Annotated in this window: 14 protein-coding genes; 7 read left to right on the top strand and 7 right to left on the bottom strand. The window is 66.7% G+C overall.

All coding sequences use genetic code 11. The annotated features are described in order from the left end of the window. Positions 1-289: 289 nt before the first annotated feature. Positions 290-1,621 carry a glycosyltransferase gene (locus tag AC3WJE_RS13265; RefSeq protein ID WP_493731279.1) on the bottom strand — a complete coding sequence of 444 codons (1,332 nt, stop codon included), beginning with the start codon at positions 1,619-1,621 and terminating at the stop codon, positions 290-292. Next, positions 1,614-5,591 (bottom strand): amino acid adenylation domain-containing protein, encoded by a 3,978-nt coding sequence (locus AC3WJE_RS13260; protein WP_493731278.1) that lies wholly within the window; start codon positions 5,589-5,591, stop codon positions 1,614-1,616. The genes AC3WJE_RS13265 and AC3WJE_RS13260 overlap by 8 nt, the downstream gene beginning before the upstream one ends. A gap of 1,016 nt (positions 5,592-6,607) precedes the next feature. Between AC3WJE_RS13260 and AC3WJE_RS13255 the strand changes: the two genes are divergently transcribed. Next, positions 6,608-8,785, top strand: a complete 2,178-nt coding sequence (locus tag AC3WJE_RS13255; RefSeq protein WP_493731277.1) for a TonB-dependent receptor plug domain-containing protein — start codon at positions 6,608-6,610, stop codon at positions 8,783-8,785. 2 nt (positions 8,786-8,787) lie between these two features. Then, positions 8,788-9,333, top strand: a complete 546-nt coding sequence (locus tag AC3WJE_RS13250; RefSeq protein ID WP_493731276.1) for a thioredoxin-like domain-containing protein — start codon at positions 8,788-8,790, stop codon at positions 9,331-9,333. 15 nt (positions 9,334-9,348) lie between these two features. Here the strand turns inward: AC3WJE_RS13250 and AC3WJE_RS13245 are convergent, their stop codons facing one another. Together AC3WJE_RS13245 and AC3WJE_RS13240 are read right to left on the bottom strand one after the other, a co-directional pair. Then, entirely contained in the window at positions 9,349-10,461 is a 1,113-nt protein-coding gene (locus tag AC3WJE_RS13245) for an acyltransferase family protein (RefSeq protein WP_493731275.1), read from the bottom strand. 74 nt (positions 10,462-10,535) lie between these two features. Next, on the bottom strand, positions 10,536-11,687 hold the full coding sequence (locus tag AC3WJE_RS13240) for an acetyltransferase domain-containing protein (protein WP_493731274.1): 1,152 nt from the start codon (positions 11,685-11,687) through the stop codon (positions 10,536-10,538). Between the two features lie 58 nt (positions 11,688-11,745). Here AC3WJE_RS13240 and AC3WJE_RS13235 point away from each other — a divergent pair, with 58 nt between their 5' ends. After that, positions 11,746-13,908: a TonB-dependent siderophore receptor gene (locus tag AC3WJE_RS13235; RefSeq protein WP_493731273.1), complete on the top strand. Its 2,163-nt coding sequence runs from the start codon at positions 11,746-11,748 to the stop codon at positions 13,906-13,908. 16 nt (positions 13,909-13,924) lie between these two features. Here AC3WJE_RS13235 and AC3WJE_RS13230 read toward each other — a convergent pair whose 3' ends face one another. Both AC3WJE_RS13230 and AC3WJE_RS13225 read right to left on the bottom strand, forming a co-directional pair. Continuing rightward, a complete protein-coding gene (locus AC3WJE_RS13230; protein WP_493731272.1) occupies positions 13,925-14,302 on the bottom strand; it encodes a tautomerase family protein in 378 nt (125 codons plus the stop codon). 37 nt (positions 14,303-14,339) lie between these two features. After that, positions 14,340-14,663 (bottom strand): carboxymuconolactone decarboxylase family protein, encoded by a 324-nt coding sequence (locus tag AC3WJE_RS13225; protein ID WP_493731271.1) that lies wholly within the window; start codon positions 14,661-14,663, stop codon positions 14,340-14,342. 102 nt (positions 14,664-14,765) lie between these two features. Between AC3WJE_RS13225 and AC3WJE_RS13220 the strand changes: the two genes are divergently transcribed. Continuing rightward, complete coding sequence (locus AC3WJE_RS13220) at positions 14,766-15,683, top strand: LysR substrate-binding domain-containing protein (protein WP_493731270.1); 918 nt, start codon at positions 14,766-14,768, stop codon at positions 15,681-15,683. Positions 15,684-16,460: 777 nt separating this feature from the next. On the opposite strand, the gene speA is transcribed toward AC3WJE_RS13220, so the two are convergent. Further along, positions 16,461-18,347: an arginine decarboxylase gene (gene speA, locus AC3WJE_RS13215; RefSeq protein ID WP_493731269.1), complete on the bottom strand. Its 1,887-nt coding sequence runs from the start codon at positions 18,345-18,347 to the stop codon at positions 16,461-16,463. A 258-nt stretch (positions 18,348-18,605) separates the two neighbouring features. Between speA and speE the strand changes: the two genes are divergently transcribed. From speE to AC3WJE_RS13200, 3 genes are all read left to right on the top strand, one after another. After that, positions 18,606-19,463, top strand: a complete 858-nt coding sequence (gene speE, locus AC3WJE_RS13210; protein ID WP_493731268.1) for a polyamine aminopropyltransferase — start codon at positions 18,606-18,608, stop codon at positions 19,461-19,463. Between the two features lie 46 nt (positions 19,464-19,509). After that, positions 19,510-20,652 (top strand): MFS transporter, encoded by a 1,143-nt coding sequence (locus AC3WJE_RS13205; protein WP_493731267.1) that lies wholly within the window; start codon positions 19,510-19,512, stop codon positions 20,650-20,652. Between the two features lie 167 nt (positions 20,653-20,819). Next, the gene (locus AC3WJE_RS13200) at positions 20,820-21,473 is read left to right on the top strand and encodes an RIO1 family regulatory kinase/ATPase domain-containing protein (protein ID WP_493731266.1); all 654 of its coding nucleotides are present in this window, start codon (positions 20,820-20,822) and stop codon (positions 21,471-21,473) included. Positions 21,474-21,562: the final 89 nt, after the last annotated feature.

The following is a 21,562-nucleotide window of genomic DNA, read 5'->3' as shown; positions in this document are numbered from 1 at the left end:
AAACGCAGGAGCAGCGGAGCGAGCCCCGCTCTACGAGTTCACTGCCACCTGCACGAACGTCCATGGATGATCAGCCTTCGGCTGCTGAAAAGCGCTTCCCGCTTTCGCGGGGATGACGATAGAAAGATGGCTGAAGACTGACGGATGGTGCGGAAGTCACTGGGTCCCCGCCTACGCGGGGACGACGGTGGAGAGATGACATAAACGCCCCCAAATTCCCACCCGATCAACATTTCGTCCGTCGAAAAACACTTCACAGTGAATGGACGGCGGAACCCGCAACCCAACATCACGCCTCGGCCAACTCCGGCTCCACCTTCCGCTGCCGCACCGGCAACAGATTCCAGCACTGCAACTGCGCGATCGCAGTCGCAACACCGTCCTCGGCACGAATGCGCTCACCGAGTTCGCGCGCCGTTTCGCGCATGCCCGGCTGCAACGCCTGGCGCAACGCCGCTGCCAATGTCGGCGCATCCAGCGAGCTGCGCTTCAGCGCCGGCGGTGCAACACCACGTTGTGCCAGACAATGCGCCCAGAACGGCTGGTCGCCGTAGAACGGCACCACCACCGAAGGAATCCCCGCAGTCGCCGCCGCACCAGTGGTACCAGCACCGCCATGGTGTACCGCCGCCGCCATGCGCGGAAACAGCCAATCGTGCGGCGCATGGTCGATATGCAGGACTCGCGCATCGCCATCCGCTACACCATCGCTCGCCAACCCGCCCCAACCGCTGGCCAACACCACGCGCGCACCGCAAGCGCGCACCGCCTCGGTCACCACGGCGGTCAGCGCCGCCGCATCACTGCTGGTCATGCTGCCGAAGCCGACGTAGACCGGCGGCTCGCCCGCCTCGAGGAACGCCTGCAATGCCGCAGGTGGCTGCCAATGCGCGTCGCGCAGTTGCCAGTAGCCGCAGACCTGCACCGAGGCCGGCCAGTCCGAAGGCCGCGGCAACACCTGTTCGCTGTATCCGTACAGCACCCGCATCTGTTCGGGACGGGTGAAGTACGGTCCGTACCACGGGTACGGACGCAATCCCAGCGGTGGTCGCACGCTCTGGTTGATCGCCGGACGCATCGCTTCCCAGGCCAGCAGACGCAGCAGCTGATAGCTGCCGAGGTTCAACAGTCCCGGCAGGCGCTTGCCAGCCAGCACCGGCGGCGGCATTTCGCGTGAGGCGCTCAGCGGCTGCAGTTGTGCGAACGCGACCGGGATCGAGTACGCCTCGCCCAGGGCGGCGGCGAGCAGACTGCCGCTGCCGGTACCGAGGATCAGGCTGGCATCGGCACAGGCGTCGCGGCCCTGCTCGGCCCAGTCCTGCGCCCAGGCCGACATCTGCGTGCGGAACACACGCAGCATCGCCAGCATGTTCAGGCCACGCTCGGCGATGCTGCGATCACCGCCCAGCAATGCCTGGAAGTCGCCGCTGAGCGGACGGAACTCGACGCCATGCGCGGCGATCATGCCGGCGAAGTTGGCGCTGGTGAGGATCCGCACCGCGTGACCCTGCGCCTGCAGCCCGCGCGCGAGCGCGAGCAGCGGCCGGATGTCACCCTGGGTGCCCAGGGTGATGATGACCACCGGTCCCTCACGCCGATGCGTGGCGGCGGGCTCATGCATAGGTCACATCCTCGTCGACCACGTCCGCGGTCGGTTCGACCACGACCGCCTCCTTCTGCCGACGGCGACCGAGGTGGTCCTGCAACAAGGTGGCGATCGCGGTGGCGTGTTGCGGCCCGAGCATCGACTGGTGATCGCTGTCGATGGCGTGGCTGGTCAGCGAACGTACGCGATCGCGCCAGGCGTCGGGGCGATAGTCCATCGCTCCCGACAGATCGATCTGCGGCCGCACCGCGGCCTCGACGAACAACAGATCGACATCCAATCGCGCCGGACGATAACTGCGCGCCAGATCCAGATGGCGGTGGGTCAGCGCACCGATGTTGTCCAGCAACTGCGGCTCGCGTTCCAGCAACTGCCGCACCAGCGGCAACGACATCAGCCCGTAGTGTTCGCAGACCAGCTCGGCCATCTGCGCGGTCGTGGCCGGCAGCGGCTGTCCTGGCGCCGGGCTCAGCCCGAGGAAGCGCACCGCGGCCTGCACACGCTGGGTTTCGTCCAGGGTTTCGGTGCGATCCAGGTGCGGATAGGCATCGAGCATCGCCAGCAACTCCACTTCCTCGCCTTCGGCCTGCAAGGCGGTGGCGATGGCGTGCGCGATCAATCCGCCCAGCGACCAGCCGAGCAGGTGATAAGGACCGTGTGGCTGCACGCTGCGGATCCTGGCGAGATAGTCGGCGGCGATGTCCTCGATCCGCTCCGGCAACGTGTCGACCGCGCGCAGCGCCGGCGATTGCAGCGCGTACACCGGCCAGCGCGCGTCGAGCGCACCGAGCAGGGTGAGATACGACCAGCCCAGACCGACCACCGGGTGGATGCAGAACAGCGGCGCGCGCCCCGCTTCGCCACCACGCAGCTTCAGCATGTGCGCGAGCGGATCGCCCTGCGGTCCTTCCGCACGCCGCATCACCGCGGCCAGGCCGGCGACGGTGGAGGCGTGGAACAGGCTGCCCAGCGGCAGATCGACGCCGAACCGGTTGGGAAACTGCGCCAGCAGTTCGGCGGCGGTCAGCGAGTCGCCACCCAGTTCGAAGAAGTTGTCGTGGATGCCGACACGCTCCACGCCGAGCAGCGATTGCCACAACGACGCCAGCTGCTGCTCCAGCGCGTCGCGCGGCGCGACATGCACGCGCACCTCGCGCTCCGGCGGCGGCAGCGCCTTGCGATCGAGCTTGCCGTTGGGGGTCAGCGGCAGCGCCGGCATCGATACGAACACCGACGGCACCATGTAGCTCGGCAATTCGCCCTGCAGATGCGCACGCAATGCCTCGGCGCCCGGGACCACGCCCGCCTTGCCGACCACGTAGGCCACCAATTGCTGCGCGCCCTGCCCGTCGGCGTGCCCGACCACCAGCGCGGCCGCCAGTTGCGAATGCCGCAGCAGCACGCTTTCCACTTCGCCCGGCTCGACCCGATGACCGCGGATCTTGAGCTGGCCATCGGCACGGCCGACGAATTCGAGCACGCCGTCCTCGCGCCAGCGCACCAGGTCGCCGGTGCGATACATGCGCCCCTCCGCACGGAACGGATCCGGCAGGAAGCGCGAGTGGGTCAGCTCCGGCCGACGCCGATAACCCCTGGCCACGCCGGCACCGCCGATGTACAGCTCGCCAACGGCGCCGGGCGGCAACAGGCTGCCGGCGGCATCGAGCACGTACAGCGAGGTGTTGCGCAGCGGCCGGCCGATCGGTGGCGCGTCCGCATCGATCGCCTGCAGCGGCATGATCGTCGACCAGATGGTGGTCTCGGTCGGCCCGTAGAGCTGGGTGACGCGCGCCGCGCGTTGCAGCAGCCGGGTGGCGAGTTCGCCGCTCAGTGCCTCGCCGCCGACCAGCGCGTGGATCGCGCTCAGGTCGGCATCCTCGTTGGCGAGCAGGATCCGCCACAACGATGGCGTCGCCTGCACCAGGCTGATCTGCTCGCGTGCCAGCAGGCGCGCCAGCGCGCGCGGATCGTGCGCCATCGTGGAACCGGCGATCACCGTGCGCGCGTTGGTCAACAGCGGCAGGTACAGCTCCAGTCCGGCGATGTCGAAGGTGATCGTGGTCAGCGCCAGCACGCGATCGTCGGCGCCGAGTGCCAGGTCCTCGCGCATCGACAGCAGGAAGTTGGCCAGCCCGCGATGGCCGACCTCCACGCCCTTCGGTGTTCCGGTCGAACCGGAGGTGTAGAGCACGTAGGCGGTGCCGTCCGGCACGGCGCGTATCGCCGGCATGACCTGCACATCACTGTTCAGCTCCAGCGACACGATGCCTCCCAGTGCGTACTGCGTGCGCAGCGAAGGCTCGCAGACCAGTGCGACGGCATCGGCATCACTCAGCATCCGGCGATTGCGCTCGACCGGGCCGTCCGGATCCAGCGGCAGGTAGGTGGCGCCGGTCCACATCACCGCCAGCAACGATGTCAGCAGCGACTCGCCACGCGGCAGCATGACCGCGACCACATCGCCGGGGCGCACGCCATCGGTGATCCATTGCGCGGCCAGAAGCCCGCTGCGTTCGTACAGCTCACGCCGGGTCAAGCTGCGATCGCCGTCCTGCACCGCGATCGAATCCGGATCGGCGGCGACCTGCTGCTCGAACAGATGCAGCAGCGTGGCCGCTTCCGGCAGCGGCGCGGCGGTGTCGTTCCAGTCGTGCAGCAGGCGCTGGCGCTCGTCCGCGTCCAGCAGCTCGATCGCGCCGAGCGGCTGGTTGGCGTCCTCCAGCACCGCGGCGGCCAGTCGCACCAGACGCTGGCAATGCGCGTCGATCTCGCTGCGTTCGTAAAGCCCGGGATTGGCATCCAGGTCGAAACGCAGCGGATCGCCATTGCCGCGCTCGTAGAAGAAGATGGTCAGGTCCTCGGCCGAGCCGTTGGACATGTTGTGCGGCACCGCGCGGGTGCCGCCGAAGTCCAGCACATAGTCGAACGCTTCCACGTTGACCGCCAATCGCGCCAGTTGCTGGTCATATCCGACCAGACCGAGATCGCGGCGGATGTCCTCGTAACGATACTGCTGGTGCCGCAGCGACTGCCGCACCACCGAGGCAACCTGCCCGAACAATGCGTGGAACGGCTCATCGGCCTTCATCGCCAGACGGATGAACACCGCGTTGGCGACCATGCCCGGCGTATTGCGGTACTGCGCGTTGACGCGGCCGGTGACCGGCATGCCGAAGATCAGGTCATCCGCACCCACCAGACGGTGGTAGTACGCACCGACCAGCGCGATCAATACCTGCGGCAGGCTCGCGCCGTGCGCGCGTCCAAGCGCGCGCAACCCTTCCACCTGCTCGCTGGACAGATGCCCGGTGCCGCGCAGCAGTCCCCCCTTGGTGAAATCCTGCTTGCGCGCGAGCGTCACCGCCGGCGGCGGATCGGCCAGCTGCTTGATCCAGTATTCACGATCACGGCGACTGCGATCCGAGGCGCGATAGGCCTCTTCCAGTTCGACCAGGCCCGCCATCGGCAGCGCACTGCGCGGCGAGGGTTCGGTATTGGCCGCCAGCGCGCTGTACACCTCGGCCAGACGCTGCGCCACCATGCCGCCGGCGTAGCCATCGACGACCAGATGGTTGACCACCTGCACCCACAGATAGTGTTCCTCGCCGAGACGGAACAGCGCGCAGGTCCACAGCGGTCCTTCTTCAAGATCGTCGGTGCGCGCCAGATCCTCGGCGATCCAGCGCTCGGCGGCGGCACGCGGCGCCGGTTGCTCGGACAGATCCAGATACGGAAATGCGTGCAGATACTCGGGATCGATGATCTGCCGGGGCACGCCTTGGTCCTCGACGATACGCACGCGGATGTTGTCGAACTCATCGGCCACGTGATGCGAAGCACGCAGCAGCACATCGGCATCGATCGGCCCGAACAGTTCGAGCGCCTCGGCCATCTTCAGCGAGGTAGCCGGATTGATCTTCTGCCCGACCCAGAGCCCGCGCTGGGCCGTCGTCAGAGGCAGAGAAGCACGGGTAGCTCCGTTCATGGGGGTGCGTCCTTCAAGTTGGGCGGGGGAGGTCAACCCGCTCCAGGCGCGGCACACGCATCACCCTGCGATGCGCATCGCACGCCTGATCGATCCCTGGTAAGACATGCACGAACGGAATGACATCGTCAGCAATGGGCTCCAGCGCCGCGAGGCACTGTTACGAATAAAACGTTCACGCCCATTCCCCAGAGCATCCTGCTGCCTCCATGCCCGATGCGCATATGCATGCGATCGAGACGGGAGCACGCTCGCCACCCAAGTTTTCGATAGCGGGTCCACAGCATCGAATCACGTCGTCGCAAGTTGCGATATGCATTTCCGGAAAAAAAACTCATCCGCATCGAATTGCATTCGAGGTCGCGATTGCAGTCACGATTTGATTGGTCACGCCGCACATTCGAACTGCGCACTGTGGCAATCGAAAACACATGCATGCGCAAATTCACGCGCCTTTCGCGGGGAAAACAGATGCATTTCGATTGCGATGTCGACGCATGACAACGCTGTTTTCATCACGCGCCCATCACATCACGGCATGGTGCCGAGCGCGTGCGATGCATCGATTCGAAGATTGATTGGATCGTCAGTCGCGATATTCGATATCGACGCTTCATCACGTGACCGTCACATCATCACGAACGTCGATCATCGATCAGGTGATGCACTTCGATGACGTGATCGCGCATCGAATCGAAAGCGGCATCTACGATGTCGTCCTTCTTCGTGCTCTACATCGGTGCGGCGTGCTCGATGCGTCGTCGCCGGCGACGTGCGTCGATCGGCGAAGTACAACCCGGCTCCGATCTTCCAGCCTCACCGGCCCCTCCATACCGCTGTTCGGATATCGCACGTTCGTGCGGTGTCCCGGGCACTTATTAGCACTTGCTGTTAAATATAGCATTTGCTAATTTCAAGCAATTCGCCGGATCAATCCCCGTGCGCCGCGGCAGGCCTCTTGCCTCCCCTGCCCTTATTGTTACTTTATAACAATTCATCTCCAAGCCGGACATGTCATGACCTTGATGCTGCTCAAACCCTCCCTGTCCGCGCTCCCCAGGCTGCGGTTATGCGCCGCGCTGGCGGCGATCTCGGCCACGCCCCCGGCCCTGGCCGAGATCAGCGATGAGCAGCAGCGCGCCGTGCAGCTGGACCGGGTCGACGTGCGCGTCAGCACCGCCACCCGTACCGAGCGCCTGCTTTCGGACGTGCCGGTGCGCACCGAGGTGCTGCGTCGCGAGGACATGGCGCTGCGTGCCGCCACCGATTTCTCGCAGGCCGCCGAGCTGATCAACGGCCTGCGCGTGGAGAGCAACTGCCAGAACTGCAACACCTCCGAGGTGCAGTTGCTCGGTCTGCCTGGTGCCTACAACCAGTTGCTGTTCGACGGCACGCCGCTGCTGTCCACGCTCGGCGGCGTGTACGGGCTGGAGCAGATCCCGGCCGCGTTCATCGAACGCATCGAGGTGGTCAAGGGTGGCGGCTCGGCGCTGTACGGCCCCGGCGCGGTGGCTGGCGTGGTCAATCTGATTTCCGAACAGCCGGTGCGTAACGGTGGCTACCTGCAGACCGGCGTGGACGTGCTCAAGGGCGAGCCGCAATGGAGCACGGACGGTCGCCTGGATCTGGTCGGCGCCGACGATCGCTTCGGGCTGTCGGTGGCAGCGCGCAAGGCCAAGGACGACGGCATCGACTACAACCACGACGGCTACACCGAGATCACCCGCAAGGATCTGCGCGTCGGCGGTTTCCAGCTGTGGTACACGCCCACCGCCGGCACCCGGCTGCGCGCCGACTACCAGTACACCGCCGAGGACCGACGCGGCGGCAATCGCCTGGACCAGCCCGAGTACCTGGCCAACATCGCCGAGTCGCTGCACACGCGCTACCAGCGTGGCGGGCTGAGCTGGGAGCAGGTGGTCAGCGACGATGCCGATTTCCGCATCGGCTACTCGTTCGCCGACATCGACCGCGACAGTTTCTACGGCGGGCTGGGCGAGGTCGTCACCGATCCGCATGATCCCGCTTACGATCCGGCGCAGCTCGATCCCAACATCCCCGGCAGCGCGGCGTCGGTGTCCTACGACCAGTACGGCTACACCGAGAACCCATTGCAGTACCTGGACAGCCAGTTCAACTGGCGGCTCGGCGCGCATGCGCTGGCGTTCGGCCTGCAGTACAAGTACGAGCGCCTGCGCGACTACAACCTCGACGCCGCCGGCACCCGCCTGCGCACGCTGAGCGATGCCAGCTTCAGCAACCTCGGCGGCTTCGTGCAGGACGAGTGGGCGGTGAGTGAGGACGTGGATCTGGTGCTCGGCGCGCGTCTGGACAAGAGTTCAGAGCTGGACAAGCCGGTGTTCTCACCGCGCATCGCAGTGGCCTGGCAGGCCAGCCCGACGCTGAAATGGCGGGCCGGTGTTTCCACCGGCTTCCGCGCGCCGGAAATCTTCGTCGAAGACGTGCACGTGGAGACACTCGGCGCCGCGCAGGTACGCGTGCGCAATGCCGACGGGCTGTCGGAGGAGAAAGCGGTCACCGCGATGCTCGGCTTCGACTGGCGCTCGGACCCGGCCGATCCGCGCTGGAACTGGGATGCCACCGTCTCCTACACGCGCCTGCGCGACACCTTCGTGCTCGGCGGGATCCAGACCGACGCCGATGGCAACCTGTATCAGGTGCGCCGCAATGCGTCCGGCTCCACGGTCGCCGGCTTCGAGAGCAATCTGGCGTGGCAGCCGGCTGCGCAATGGCGACTGAGCGCTGGCGTGTCCTGGTATCGCTCGCGTTACGATGAGGCGCAGACGCTCTATGACGATGGCGACCTGGTAATCGCCGATCGCGACTATCTCAAGACACCGCGCTGGAGCGGGCTGGCGCAGGTCACCTGGCAGCCATCGGAAACATTCCAGGCCTTTATCGGCAGCAAGTACACCGGCCACATGCAGGCGCTGAACAACCGCCTCGGCGAACTGAAGCGCACCCCGCAGTTCTGGAACACCGACATCGGCACGATGTGGCACGTCCACCTCGGCAGCGAAGGCACGCGCGAGGCCGCGGTTTCGTTCGGCGTGAAGAACCTGTTCGACCAGCGCCAGAAGGATCTTGAAACCGGTGCCGAGCGCGACAGCGACTACGTCTACGGGCCGCGTTTCGCACGCTCGTGGTACCTCAACCTGCGCTACGCGTTCTGAGCATGCTCGCGCGGCTTCCACTGTTCGCGGTGCTGCTGGGGCTGGTTACGCCAACCGCAGCGGCGCAACAAGGACCGCAACTGCGCGAGGAGATCAGCGCCGCGCTGGTGAGTGTCGAAGCCGAGCACACCCGCCCGTTCCACTGGCAGCGCCAGCCGAAAGTTGTCGCGCTCTACTTCGGCGCCGACTGGTGCGCGCCCTGCCACGCGTTCGCGCCGACGCTGGTGCGCACGCGTGACGCGCTACGCGCGGCCGGCGCCGACACCGAGGTCGTGTACGTCAGCCAGGACCCATCCGAAGCGCAGATGCGCCGCTACATGCGCCAGCAGGGCATGCCGTGGCCGGCGATCGACTATCGCCGCATCGAGCGGATCCCGGCGCTGCGTCGGCTCGCCGGCAACGCACCGCCGAATCTGGTGCTGCTCGATCGCGACGGCAACGTGCTCGCCAGCGCCTGGCAGGGCAACCGCTATCTCGGCCTGGAGGCGGTGATGCAGCGCTGGCTGGAACTGGTCGAAGCCGACGTCGATACGCCACCGGCTTCGTGAAGACTGGCAGCCAACTCAGGCCGCGACCGGCAGCGCCGCACGCCGACGCTGCCAGTACGTGCGCAACCGCAGCCCTGGCCGCTCCACCGCGTAATGCAGCAGCGCGCCGCCCAGCAGGGTCGCCGTGGCGTAGGCGGCGATCGCCAGCAGGGCATGCCCTTCCAGCGCCGGGCCGAACCCGCGATCGACCAGGCCGAAGACGATCTTGTGGATCAGGTACAGGCTGTAGCTCGTCAGCGCCAACCAACCCGCACCGGGCACGTGCCAGCGGCCGATCACGCTGCTACGCCCCGCGCCAGCGAACACCAGCATCGCCATCCCGGCCGACAGCACCGGCCAGCCGAACGCATTGCCGGTCAGGCCGGCGCGCTCGCGGAACAGCCACATCGCCAATCCGACCAGGCCGAGCCCGGCCACCAGCACCGCATCGGCGCGCCGCTGCCAGTGCTGCCACGCGTCAGGACGGAACACCTGCAACGCCGCCAGCATCACCCCGGCGAGCAGGCCGTCGAGCCGGTTCCAGGTCGGGTAATAGATGTCCTCGATGAACCAGTTGCGCTCCGGCGCACCGAGCTGCTGCGCCTTGGTATCGGCGATCCAGATGCCGCCACGCAGCAACACCCCGGCGACCACAATCGCCACGCACAGAATGAGAAAACCACGCGTACGCAGCCGCGGCACCAGCAGCACCGCCAGGGTCGGGAACAGCAGATAGAAATGCTCCTCCACGCACAGCGACCAGAACTGCGAGAACGCCGGGTTGCGGTAGTCGACAGTCAGGTTGAACAGGAAGGTCACGAACTTCCACCACGGCTCCAGCCCGGGCCGCTCGCGCAGCAGTGGGAACGCCAGGTACAGCGCCAGCACCACCCACAACGCCGGCAGGATGCGCAGCGCGCGGCGCAGGTAGAAATCGCCGAAGTCCAATCGCTCGCCACGCGCCAGCGGTGCCAGCACCTGCCGCCCGATCAGAAAGCCGCTGAGCGCGAAGAACAGGTCCACGCCCATCCAGCCGAACCGCTCCAACCAAGCCCAGTCCGGCCCGAGCCCGCCGATCAGATAGGTGTGGAACAGCATCACCCAGACGATGGCGATGGCGCGCAGCAGATCGAGGCCGGGAAGACGCATGGAGGTGGCAAATGGGAGGGAGGCCCCATTGTGCCGGGACTCGCACGCGCCTACATGCCTGCAATCACACGAAACTACAGATACCTCAGCCAAGCCAAGTCGCGGCGGCGCGCCTTGAACTCAGCGAACCTACGCACCGGCCAGTACAGCGCCACCGCCAGCAGCAACGTGCATATCCACAACGGCGCGACGCCATCGAAACCGTAGTGGCCGCCGTGATTGGCACCCCACGCGGCCTGCGCGCCGAGCTGCATCAGCCGCAGCACGTACAGGTGCAACAGGTAGAAGAACATCGGTGCAGCGCCGAACAGCACCAGCCAGCGCTGGCGTTGCAGCGGCGGCCATTCGAACGCGCGCAGCAGCAGCAACGCGATGCCGAGCGTGAGCAGCAGGAACAACAGTGACGGCGGGTACTTGGTCACGTTGAAGAAGCTCATCGCGGTGTGCAGTGGATCGGCGAAGGCGATCCAGGGATGGTCGCCGTAGCCATTCCAGAGTCGCAACAACCCGAATGCCACCAGCGCGCCCAGACCGACGCCGAGCAGACGACGCTGGCGCGTGCGTGTATCCAGACCGCCGTACCAAGGCGCGATCACATAGCCGAGCGCGATCACGCCGATCCACGGCAGCAGCGGGTACGAGGTGCGCAGGCGGAATCCGTCGGACAACACGATCCAGTCACGCTGGTGCAACACCTTCCAGAGGATCGCCCACGCGCCATTGCCTTCGACACGCACGCCGTCGAGCAGGTTGTGCCCGGCCACCAGCACGATACCGACCAGCGCCAGCAGCGGACGCGGCAGCCACAGCAGCACCGACAACGCCAGCATGCTCAGGCCGATCGCCCAGATGACCTGCAGATACAGCGTCTGCGGCGGGAACTCGAAGCTCCAGCCGAAGCTGACCAGGGTGATCTCCAGCAGCACCAGGAACAGTCCGCGCTTGGCCAGGAACACGGCGGCGGCGCGCCGGGGATCGGCATGACGCTGGCCGTACAACCACGCCGAAAGTCCGGTCAGCAGCACGAACACCGGCGCACACAGATGCGCCAACACCCGGCTCAGGTACAGCGCCGGCGATACCGTGGCCACGTCCATCGGATCGGACACCTGCTGATGCAGATAGAACGTCTCGCGCACGTGGTCGAGCAGCATCAGCAGCATCACGCCGCCACGCAGCAGGTCGATGGAAGCCAGTCGGGAAGAAGGTGCGGTCGAGGCAGGCATTGAAATCATCTGTCGCATTAATGATATTTTATAACATATCTTAACAAGCCACCTCCCGATGCCGCTTTCCCCCCACCGTCGCTCCCATGCGCTGTTGCTCTGCTCCGCTGCCCTGCTCGCCCCCGATGACGTTCGATCTGCGGAACCATCGACCGACCCGGTCGACCTGGACGCGATCCAGGTCGTCGGTCGCCGCGACGACGGCAGCTACGTCGCCGACGAAACGCTGGCGAGCAAGACCCACCTCGCGCTGCGACGGCTGCCGCAGTCGGTACGGGTGCTGCCGCGCCAGCTCATCGACGATCTGGGCGCAACGCGGCTGGATGCGACGCTGGACTACGTCGGCGGGATCTCGCGCCAGAACAACTTCGGCGGGCTGTGGGACAACTTCGCGGTGCGCGGCCTGCCCGGCAACGAGAACACCGGCAGCGCGACCCTGCTCAACGGCCTGGCCGGCAACCGTGGCTACAACGCGCCGCGCGACACCGCCAACATCGAGCGCATCGAATTCCTGAAAGGCCCGGCCGCCGCGCTGTACGGCGCCAGCGAACCCGGCGGCACGCTCAACATCGTCACCAAGCGTCCGCAATGGCAGCGCGCGACCGCGCTGGAGGCCTACGCCGGCACTCACGATGCGTATCGAATCGCCGCCGATACCACCGGCCCGCTCGGCGAATCGTTCGCCTATCGCCTCAACGTCGCCATCGAGGATCGGCACGCCGTGCGCGACTTCATCCAGACCCACCGCACCTTCGTCGCACCGGCTTTCAGCTGGCGGATCGGTGAAGCGACCACGCTGGACTACGACGGCGAATGGCTGCGCCATCGCACACCGCTGGATCGCGGCACGGTCGCCATCGACGGACGCCTGGGCGTGGTGCCGCGCACCCGCTTCCTCGGCGAACCGGGCGATGGCGACATCGTCGTGGACAACCGCAACCACCAGCTGGTGCTCGATCACGGCCTCAACGAACGCTGGAGCCTGCGCGCCGCCGCGTCCTACCGCACCAGCGATCTGCGTGGTTTTTCGACCGAGCCGAGCGCCGTCCAGGCCGACGACCGCACGCTGTGGCGGCAACGTCGCTATCGCCACTACGCCTCGCAGGACCGCGCGCTGCAGGCGGAACTGCGCGGCGAACTCGGCGGTGATGTACTTCGTCATGACGTCTTGCTCGGCGTCTCCGGCTTCGACTACACGCTCGACCAGTTGACCTTGCGCGTCCGCCCGAACCGAGCAGCGCCGTATGCGCTGGACCTGTTCACGCCGATCTACGGCCAGATACCGCCGACGCCGACGCCGTTCGTCGACACCCACGAAACCCAGCGCGGCGCAGCACTCTACCTGCAGGACGCGATCAGCTTCAGCCAGGACTGGACGCTGCTGCTCGGGCTGCGTCACGACCGCCATCGCCAAGTTCTCGAGGACAACCGCAGCGGCGGACGCTTCGCCCAATCGCCCTCGCGCACCAGCCCGCGCATCGGCCTGAGCTACGCGCCGGGCCGCCACTGGTCGGCCTATCTCAACGCCGGTGCCTCGTTCCGGCCCAACAATGCCTCCGACGTCTGGTACGGCACCGGCACCGCCAGCGCGCCGGCCCCGGAAACCGGACGCGCCTACGAACTGGGCGGCAAGTGGGAAGCCCTCGACGGCCGCCTCGGCGGCACCGTGGCGCTGTTCGACATCGTCAAACGCAACGTGCTGACCGGCGACCCGGCCAATGCCGGCAACCAGATCGCCGCCGGACGCGTACGCAGCCGCGGCATCGAAGGCGACCTGTCCGGCCAGCTCGGCGAGCACTGGCGTCTCAACGCCAGCTTCGCCTGGACCGATGTCGAAGTGCTGGAGGACAACACGCTGTACGTCGGCGGCTCGCTGATCAACGTGCCGAAATTGAACGCCAGCGTGCTTGCCGTGCGCGAACAGATCCTCGGCAACGGCATGCGTATCGGCCTCGGTGGCGGCCTCACCCACACCGGCAAACGCCTGGGCGAGGCCTACACGCAAGCGCAGCACGACACCGGCACGGCACCGTTCGAACTGCCGGCCTACACGGTCGCCAAGCTGGTCGCGTACTGGCGCATCGACGCGCGGCTGCGGTTGAGCCTGGATGTCGACAACCTGTTCGACCGCCGCTACTACACCAGCTCGGTCGCTGCCACGCCGTGGATTGCCGAGGGCGCCGCACGCAGCATCACACTGGGCGCGCAGTACCGGTTCTGATCATCGACGCGGCGCTTCAGGTGTACTGCGCCTCGCCCAGACCGAACGACCAGTTCTCGCGTGAGGTCTCCACCAGATTGATGAACACATCCTCCGCACGCAGCCCCGGCGACTGCACGAGTCGCTCGACAATGCGCTTGTACAGCGCCTTCTTCTGGGTGACGCCGCGCGAGGACGAGCAGGTGATGCGCACGAACACCAGCTCATCGCTGCGCTGGATGCCGAGATAGCCAGGGTCGTAGAAGAACTCTCCCGCCTCGTGCTGGTTCACCACCACGAAGCGGTCGTTCTCCGGGACCTCGAAAGTCTCGCGCAGCGCCAGGTAGACGCCTTCCTGGATCGCATGGATGCGTTCGGGCGTGGTGTGGCGCAGGTCGATCTGAATCAGTGGCATGGTCGTTCTCCGTAATCGAAAGGAAGAAAGGAGCGGCTCAACGCGCCTCGGTACCGGCCGCGACCGCCTGCAACGCCGACGCGGCCACCGGCCAGCCGGCGTAGAAGGCCAGATGAGTGATCGCTTCGATCAACTCGGCGCGGGCAAGCCCATTGCGCTCGGCAAGCGCGAGATGGAACGGCAACTGCGCGCCACGCCCGAGCGCGACCAACGCCGCCACGGTGATCAGGCTGCGATCGCGCGGTGACAGGCCCGGGCGTTGCCAGACTTCCCCGAACAGCACCCGCTCGCTCAGCTCGACGAATGCCGGGGCATGAGCCCGCAGGTTTTCCAGCGTCGGGTTGGATTCGATATCAGACATGGGGAAGTGAACCGCGGGGAAGGTGCGCTCACGATAGATCTGGCCAACCATCCGGTAAAACGGATAATTCAATATCAACCATCCCGATAATCGGAACGATTGATGCGCGACACCACCCTCGACCTGGACGCCCTGCGCAGCTTCGCCACCGGCGTGGCACTGGGCAGCTTCGCGCGCGCGGCCGAACGCCTGAACCGCTCGACCTCGGCGGTCAGCGCGCAGCTGAAAAAGCTCGAACAGCAGGCCGGCGTGCCGCTGCTGGTCCGCCAGGGACGCGGCCTGACACTGACACCGGCCGGCGAAACCCTGCTCGGTTATGCACGGCGCCTGCTGGCGCTCAACGACGAAGCCGTGGAAGCCCTGGCCGGCCCACGCTGGCAAGGGCAGGTGCGGCTGGGGCTCCAAGCCGAATTCGGCGAACAACTGTTGCCGGCCGTACTCGGCCGCTTCGCGCGTGCGCACCCGCGCCTGCAGGTCGAAGCGCAGATCGGACGCAGCGCCGCCCTGCACGAAGGTCTGGCCGCCGGCCGGTTCGACCTGGTGCTGGCATGGAGCGACGCCACCGCCACCGCCGCGCAGATCGATTCCCGCGTACTGGCGGACGTGCCGATGTGCTGGATCGCCGGCTCGCAATCAGCCTGGCAACCCAGCGAAACCGCGTCACCGGTGCCCCTGGCGATGCTCGACGCCCCCTGCCCGCTGCGCACCACCGCGATCGAAGCCCTGGACCGCGCCGGCATCTCATGGCGAATCGCCTTCAGCAGCGCCAGCCTGGCCGGCGTATGGGCCGCCATCGAAGCCGGCCTGGGCATCGGCCTGCGCACCCCGCTATGCCTGCCGCCCGGACTGCATGCCCTGCAAGCCACCGCCACCGGGTTGCCGGCATTGGGATCGATCAAGCTGCAGCTGCACCAGACCTCGAACGCGCCGGTCATCGCCCATCTGGCCGAGTTGATCCGGCAGGCGGTCGATGAACGGCTTGCGGACAGCGCGCTGGGGCAGATTCCGACAGCGGCATGACGGACATCCGGAGCGGATGCTTCGGACAGCGACACCTCATCCCGCGCACCGCTCAGGAACCACAACTTTCGGCCCAGCAAGCAGCTCACGAGACTCTCCCCCAGAACCATCCTCGTAATCGCCTCCCGTTCACCCGCTCCAGACCGAAAGACATTCAAAGCCACGCACGGCCGTTGCCGTTGCCGTTGCCGTTGCCGTTGCCGTTGCCCGTGATTTTGCTCTTGCTTTCGCTTTTGCAGTTGCTCCTGGCTCTTTCGGGGCCCCCATCCGCAGCGACGGAGCCAGCGGGAAAAACCCGAAGGGCGACGTGCATGGATGCACGTCGTTTTCTGCCGCGGCATGGATGCCGCGTCAGAAAATCCCGCTGGCGCAGTGCACCCGTAGCGCAGCGAAGGGCGCGAGGACTGGGGCGTGTTTCTTTGGGTTACGTTTCTTTGCACGAGCAAAGAAAGGTGACTCGCTCCGAAGGAGCGAAAGCCTTGGCTGTTGCTGTTGCTGTTGCTGTTGCCGTCACTGCAACTTCAAACCTAGAAGCAACGTCCATGGATCCCCGCGTTCGCGGGGATGACGATAGAGAGATGGCGCGGAAGTCGCTGGGTCCCCGCCTACGCGGGGACGACGGTAGATAGATGGCGCGACGGCAGAGAGATAGCGCGAAAGTCACTGGCTCCCCGCCCCCGCCTGATCAGCCATGCGGCTGCTGAAAAGCGCTTCGCGGGGGCAGGCTCTGCGCGGGGACGACAACCGCTAGATCAGATGAACGCGCCCAAGGCACACTCAAACCAACGGCTCATCCGACAAATACGTATACCCCGTCAAACCCGCCTCCAACGCCTCCGCAATCTCCCGCGCACGCGCCTCCGGCAACTGCGCCGCCGCCACACGCCCCGCATAGGCCGCACGCAACTCGTCCAACCGATAACCCACGTAATCCAGCATCACATCGGTGGTATCGCCACGACGCTGCTGGGCGATCCGGTAATCCCCACCTTCCACCACCACTTCCACCGCATCGGTATCGCCGAACAGGTTGTGGATGTCGCCAAGAATTTCCTGGTAAGCACCGACCAGGAAAAAGCCGATCCGATAACTCTCGCCATGCCGCAGCGCGTGCAGCGGCAGCGACGAATCCAGGCTCTCGTTCTCGACGTAAGTCTTGACCATGCCGTCCGAATCGCAGGTCATGTCGCAGATCACGCCACGGCGGTCCGGCACTTCGTCCAGACGCTCGATCGGCACGATCGGGAACACCTGATCGATCGCCCACACATCCGGGATCGACTCGAACACGCTGAAATTGACGAAATACTTGTCGACCAGCCGCTCGTTCAACTCGTCCAGCACCGGACGATGGCTCTTTTCCTCATGGCTCAAACGCGCACGCACGCTATGGGCGATCGCGTAGAACAAGTCGTCGATGCGCGCGCGGTGGGTCAGGTCGATCTGTCCCAGCGCGTAGGCACTCAGGCCTTCGGCATGGAAGTGCTGCGCCTCCTGGAACAACTCCACCGCCGGGCGCACGTCGAGTTCGTCATGGATCTCGCGCAGGTGGCGGATCGCCGCCGGCTCGTCGTCATGCGCGTCGGGCACGCGGCCTTCCGGCGCCTGCTCCACTTCCGAGACGTTGGCGATCAGCACCGCGTGGTGCGCGGTCATCGCGCGGCCGCACTCGGTGACGATGCGCGGCGGCGTCAGCCCGTGTTCCTCGCAGGCATTGGCCAGCGGCTGCACGATGTTGCTGGCGTAGGCGTTCAGGCCGTAGTTGATCGAGCAGTAGCTGCGCGAACGGGTGCCTTCGTAATCGATACCCAGGCCGCCGCCGACGTCGACATGGCTGATCGTCGCGCCCAGCTTGGACAGCTCGACGAAGTAACGGGTCGCCTCGCGCATGCCGTTGGCGATGTCGCGCACGTTGGAAATCTGCGAGCCCATGTGGAAGTGCAGCAGGTTCAGGCACTGCGCGTACTCGGTATCGCGCAGGCTCTTCCACAGGTCCAGCACCTGGCGCGGCGACAGCCCGAACTTGGCCTTGTCACCGCCGCTGTTCTGCCACTTGCCGGCGCCCAGCGAGGCCAGCCGCATGCGCACGCCCAGGCCGGGCAGCACGTCCAGCGCCTTGGCTTCCTCCAGCACCAGCTTCAGCTCGGAGGGCTTCTCGATGACGATGAAGGTCTGCAGGCCGAGCTTGCGGCCGATCAGCGCCAGCCGGATGTACTCGCGGTCCTTGTAGCCATTGCAGACGATCAGCCCGCCCGGGCGCGACAGCGCCAGCACCGCCATCAGCTCCGGCTTGCTGCCGGCCTCCAGGCCGAAGCCCTCGCCGTGGTGGCTGGCCAGGGTGCCGGCCACGCCACGGTGCTGGTTGACCTTGATCGGGTAGACCGCGGTGTAGCCGCCGGCGTAGTCCCAATCGGCCTGGGCCTGGGCGAAGGCCGACTGCAGCTTGCCCAGGCGCTGCCCGAGGATGTCCGGGAAGCGCACCAGCAGCGGCAGCTTGGCCCCGGCCGCGCGCGCGGCATCGACCACCTCCGGCAGCGACACTGCCGGGCCACCGGCGCCGGTCGGACTGACCACCACGTGCCCGGCGGCGTTCACATCGAAATACCCATCGGCCCAGTGCGGGATCGAGTAGGTCTTGCGGGCTTGGTCGGCGGACCAGGTCATCGGCGGAAGTCCAGCGGAAAACGGGGGACGCGCATTCTACAAGCAGCCGTCATCCACGGCCGTTACAATGCGCGCCGCTTCGAACCCTCCCGCCGGGATATCCAGGCACCGCTCCCTTCCGGAGTGGCGTCGGGGGTGAGGGATTCGGGGGCGAGGCCTTGCGCTGCCTGACTGCGCGAGGCTTCGCCCGCCCCATCCGGCGCTTTGCGCCACCTTCTCCCGGTGGAGAAGGAAAGCCCGACCACTTCAGGAACCCCCATGACCACCCACGACACCTGGTACATCGAACACTTCCAGCCGACCGGCTCGGCGATTGGTTTCCGCATCACCGGCAAGCTGGACGAGGTGCAGTCGCCGTTCCAGAAGATCGAGATCTACGACAGCACCGACTGGGGCAAGCTGATGGTCATCGATGGCGCGATGATGCTGACCAGCAAGGACAACTTCTTCTACCACGAGATGATCAGCCACCCGGTGCTGTTCACCCACCCGGCGCCCAAGCGCGTGGTGATCATCGGCGGTGGCGACTGCGGCACCCTGCGCGAGGTGCTCAAGCACCCGGGCGTGGAGAAGGCCACCCAGTGCGACATCGACGAGCAGGTCACGCGGATGTCGGAGAAGTATTTCCCCGAGCTGTGCGAATCCAATGGCGACGCGCGCGCCGAGCTGCTGTTCGATGACGGCGTGGCCTACATGGCCAACTGCGAACCGGGCAGCGTCGACGTGGTGATCGTCGATTCCACCGACCCGGTCGGCCCGGCCGAAGGCCTGTTCAACAAGGCATTCTTCGCAAGCTGCTTCCGCGCACTGAAGGACGACGGCCTGCTGGTGCAGCAGTCCGAGTCGCCGCTGGCGCTGCTGGATCTCATCAAGGACATGCGTGCCGAAATGGGCAAGGCCGGCTTCCAGTCGTTCAAGACCCTGCCGTTCCCGCAGCCGTGCTATCCGACCGGCTGGTGGAGCGTGACCGTGGCCAGCAAGCAGGCCGGCTTCGGCTTCGGTTTCCGCGAGGCCGATGCACAGGCCAAGCCGTTCGAGACGCTCTATTACACCGCGCACCTGCACACCGGCGTCAGCGTGGCGCCGCCGTTCGTCGCCAAGGCGCTGGGCGAGTGATCCAACGACGAGGGCCCGGGAAACCGGGCCCTCGCCGGTTCTGACGATGCCTGATCCCGCAACGATCCAGCGCCGACGCGAAGCCGCCACCCGCGCCAGCTTCTTCATCGCCGGCGCCGGCCTCTCGGCGTGGGCGCCGCTGGTGCCCTACGCCCGCGACCGCCTGCACGCCGGCGAGGCCGAACTCGGCCTGCTGATGCTGGCGCTGGGCGTCGGCTCGATCGTGGCGATGCCGCTGGCCGGCCTGGCCGCGGCGCGGTTCGGCTGCCGCCGCCTGATCGTCACGGTCGCGCTGGTCTGCTGCGCGGTGTTGCCGTGGCTGGCGGTCGCACCCGACTACACCTCGCTGGTGCCATTGCTGCTCGTCTACGGCGCCTGCCTGGGCAGCATGGACGTGGCGATCAACCTGCATGCGGTGCTGGTGGAACGCGGCGGTGGTCGCGCGTTGATGTCCGGCTTCCACGGCTGTTTCAGCGTTGGCTGCATTGCCGGGGCCGGCGGCATTGCAGCGCTGCTGTGGGCTGGCACACCGCCCTGGCTGGCGGTGCTGGCGCTGGTCGTGGTGGTGCTGATCGGACTGGCCGGATTCGCCCGCCACTTTCTGGGCGAAGGCGGCGATGCCGGGGCCGGCTGGCGCTGGCCGCATGGCCGGCTGCTGTTGCTCGGTGCGATGTGCTTTGCCACCTTCCTGAGCGAAGGCGCGATGCTCGACTGGAGCGCGGTCGCGCTCAATCGTCTGCAGAACGTGCCCACTGCGCACGCCGGCATGGGGTTTGCGGTATTCGCGGTGGCGATGACGATCGGACGTTTCCGCGGCGATGCCTGGGTGGTCCGCTACGGACCGGCCCGGTTGCTGGCGGTCGGCACCGCCGTCGCGGTGACCGGCATGGCGCTGGCGGTGTGGTCGCCGTCTGCGCTGGCGGCCCTGGCCGGTTACGCGCTGGTCGGGCTGGGCTCGGCCAACATCGCCCCGATCGTGTTCTCCGCCGCCGGACGCCAGTCCGCCGGCAACACTCAGGCCGCGGTCGCGGCGATCTCGACGATGGGCTACTCCGGCTCGCTGGCCGGACCGGCCGCGATCGGCTTCCTCGCCCATGCCAGCAGCCTGCCGGTGGCACTGAGCTGCGTGGCGGCCGGGCTGGCACTGGCGGTCCTGGCCGGTCGCAGTGCGGCTGTTTCCAGCCGCTGACCAACAGGCAAGCGCCTATCGTTCCAGACGCGGAACATTTCATTTTTTTAACATTCTTAATTTCAAGACTGGCGAGTTTTAAAATTCTCCGGCGCCCTCCGCATTGGACCGCGCACCGACCCAGGCCGTGACGAACCCCGGCCCGGGTGCATTGGAGAGAACCACCCTTGAACAGCATCCCCCACGCCCATTCCGCCGCGTCCCCCGACGCTACCGTCCTCCTCAAGCAGGGCACCCGCCTGCTGGAACCCAACGTCTACCGCACCCACCTCAACGGCCAGATCGCGGTGGTGAAGGACTACAGCCGCTACAAATGGACACCGCTGGCGCCGATCGCGCGCCTGATGGTGCGCCACGAAGCCAGGATGCTGCGCCGGCTGGCCGGCTGGAAGCACGCCCCCGCCCTGCTCGGCACGCTCGGCGGCCTGGCGGTCGGCATGGAATTCATCCCCGGCGACACCCTCAGCGCCAGCGCCGCGGTCGGCCAGGATGTGTTCCAGCAATTGCAGAGCGCGCTGCGCAAGCTGCACTCGGCCGGCATCACCCACAACGACCTGCACGGCACCAACGTGGTGGTCAGCGCCGGCGTGCCGGTGTTGATCGACTTCACCTCGGCGATGCGTTTCCCGCGCTGGCTGCGCCGCAATCCGATCTCGCACCAGCTGCGTCGCAGCGATGTCGCCAATTTCCAGAAGATGCGCCTGCGCCTGGCAGGCGTCGCCCCCAGCGCCGAGGAAGCCGCCCAGACCAGGGAACCGCATTGGGTCAGCGGCATCCGCAATGGCTGGAAGCGCTTCTATCGACGGATGAAAGGCAGCTAGCCGTCGATTGGCGTTGCCCACCTTCTCGTAGGAGCGGGGGGGGGGGGGGGGGGGGGGAGGGGGGGGGGGGGGTGGGGGGGGGATGGCGG

It is taken from the genome of Pseudomonas sp. GW821-FHT07E12, assembly GCF_058986605.1.
Note: the sequence above shows the minus strand (reverse complement) of the source record. Positions and strands in the feature narration are given on the sequence as shown.